This is a genomic window from Solimonas flava DSM 18980, from assembly GCF_000426685.1.
GTDB lineage: Bacteria > Pseudomonadota > Gammaproteobacteria > Nevskiales > Nevskiaceae > Solimonas > Solimonas flava.
In genome coordinates this window covers 1-2,151 of sequence record NZ_AUFV01000029.1, presented here as the reverse complement: position 1 = coordinate 2,151, position 2,151 = coordinate 1, and the positions used below count along the sequence as shown (strand labels likewise).

Annotated in this window: 1 protein-coding gene; it reads left to right on the top strand. The window is 56.7% G+C overall.

Going from position 1 to position 2,151, the window contains the following annotated elements; all coding sequences use genetic code 11:
- The first annotated feature begins 807 nt into the window (after positions 1–807).
- Positions 808–1,833, top strand: a complete 1,026-nt coding sequence (locus tag K343_RS24275; RefSeq protein ID WP_084615987.1) for an IS110 family RNA-guided transposase — start codon at positions 808–810, stop codon at positions 1,831–1,833.
- Positions 1,834–2,151 lie beyond the last annotated feature (318 nt).

Genomic DNA, 2,151 nt, shown 5'->3' with positions numbered 1-2,151 from the left:
GATACGTCGTTCTTGGGCCTGGCATCGGCATCTGAGGACTCCTGAAGGGTTAGTTCAGGGTGTCCACTAAACCGTAGGAACCGTCCCGTCCGCTTGAATGCCTGGTTAGAGGGCATTTAGATGCCCCCACTGGTGAAAAGTCTGAGAAAAATGCCGAGAAGCGGAATTAGTGCCACCAGAGCGATGACCAAGCGAGTTCGAGTTTGTTGACTGCTATATGCAACGCCAGAAACCAGCCAACCAAGAACCGTTGAAGATAAGAATGCGCTGGTAACAAACGCATCGTAAGTACGAGGCCACTGCTGGTTGCCGAGCGCGTACATTGGTGAAAACAAGCCGGCACATGAAACGATGGCCAATACCACAAGGCCGGTAGAAACAGCCTCTATAGAAGATAGGCGCATGTTGCCTTGCCCTCTAACGCATGGAGTTAAGCGGCGCGCTACCGAAGGACCATTTCGGCACCGAAGATTGTGGCGTCCGCTTGAACGACTTGTTCGACATGTTGGCCTCCGAACTCTCAAATGTTCGCCACGCTTCGACGGGTCGGCGGGTGTGAATCCGCAGCGTCCTTGGGCAAAGCGCGGGAGCGTGTCCGCATCAAGCTCGCTTATGCGGCGCGCTATCGCGCTTCGCTTCTACCACGGACCGCAAGGCTTTATACACGCCGACCCTGCGCGGCAAACTTCTTAATTGGGTGACGTCCAACATGACGAACGAATGACATGGACCTCCCCATTCTGACGACTTCCAGGAGCCAGAATGGGGAGGTCGAAGTTCCAAACGAACAGTGAGGAGGCCCATGCCATGTCAACGATTATCCGCTTCGGTCTGGATTTGGCAAAGAGCAGTTTCGCCGTCTGTGGCGTGGACGCCGCCGAGCGTGTGGTCTTGCGCAAGACCATGGCTCGCAGTGAGCTGTTGATCTTCTTTTCGACGCAAAATCGAGCAGTGATTGCGATGGAATCTGGCACCGGCGCCCACCACTGGGCGCGGTCGCTTCGCGCGATGGGACACGAGCCCCGCATCATCGATCCACGATTCGTTGCGCCATATCGGAGACAGGGGCGTTCTGGAAAGAACGACACCAACGATGCCGAAGCAATTTGCGAGGCGGCTGGGCGTCCGAGCATGCGATTTGTTCCGATCAAGTCCGCTGACCAGCAGGCGCTCATCATGGTCCATCGGATTCGGTCAGCCGTCGTCACCGACCATACCCGAACCATCAATCAACTGCGTGCATTGTTGGCTGAGTTTGGCATCGTCACGGCGCGAGGAGCAGATCATTTCAAACGACAATGGTCTGAAATCAGGCAACGCTTCGCCGAGGAGATCCCCGGTCTGGCTTGGGAATCCCTTGACGCACTCTATGTCGAACTTGGCCGTATGCACGATCGGATTCTGGAGCTTGACCAGCGCCTCAGAACTTTCATCCGGGACGATGCGGCAGCGGCTCGCCTCGCAGAAGTGCCGGGCATAGGCGTGGTCACGGCGTCAGCGCTGGTGGCTACCGTCGGCGATGGCCGGGATTTCAAAAATGGCCGGCAGTTCGCTGCTTGGCTGGGCTTGGTCCCATCCCAAAACAGCACCGGCGGCGTTTCTCGACTCGGTCACATTACCAAGCGAGGAGACCGTTACCTTCGAACGCTGCTTGTTCACGGGGCGCGTAGCGAATTGACACGAACGGCTCGCCGCACCGACCAACGGAGCCGCTGGGCTGAATCACTAAAATCCCGGAGAGGCTGGAACAAAACCGCTGTTGCACTGGCCAACAAACATGCCCGCATTGCATGGGCACTTCTGGCACATCATCAGAGTTATCAACCCAACTGACGCCTGCTCTCTTTGATGCTGACGGTCTGACCGTCATCCGACGAACCTGGCTAATTGGCAGGCCCATCGAGGCCGACTAACGAATGAGGGTCGGATGCGCGTATGTCATCAGGGCTCGTGGCCTAATCTCCACAACACAGAAGCCGAATATAGATTTGCAGTCGATCGATCAGTCAACGCAAAGAGCAGCAACGTCGTGCCTGGAGAAAAATCCAATGAGCTGAGAAGTGGCCCCGCTTTGTCGGGCAGCTTTCCCGGATTTATAAGTGATGCTCTGCCGGGTTAAGCCACCAGCCGTGCTGGCAGCGCGTTGAAGTA

Excerpts from the sequence above, each read along its gene's own strand:
- K343_RS24275 (WP_084615987.1), top strand. The coding sequence starts at position 808 with ATGTCAACGATTATCCGCTTCGGTCTGGATTTGGCAAAGAGCAGTTTC.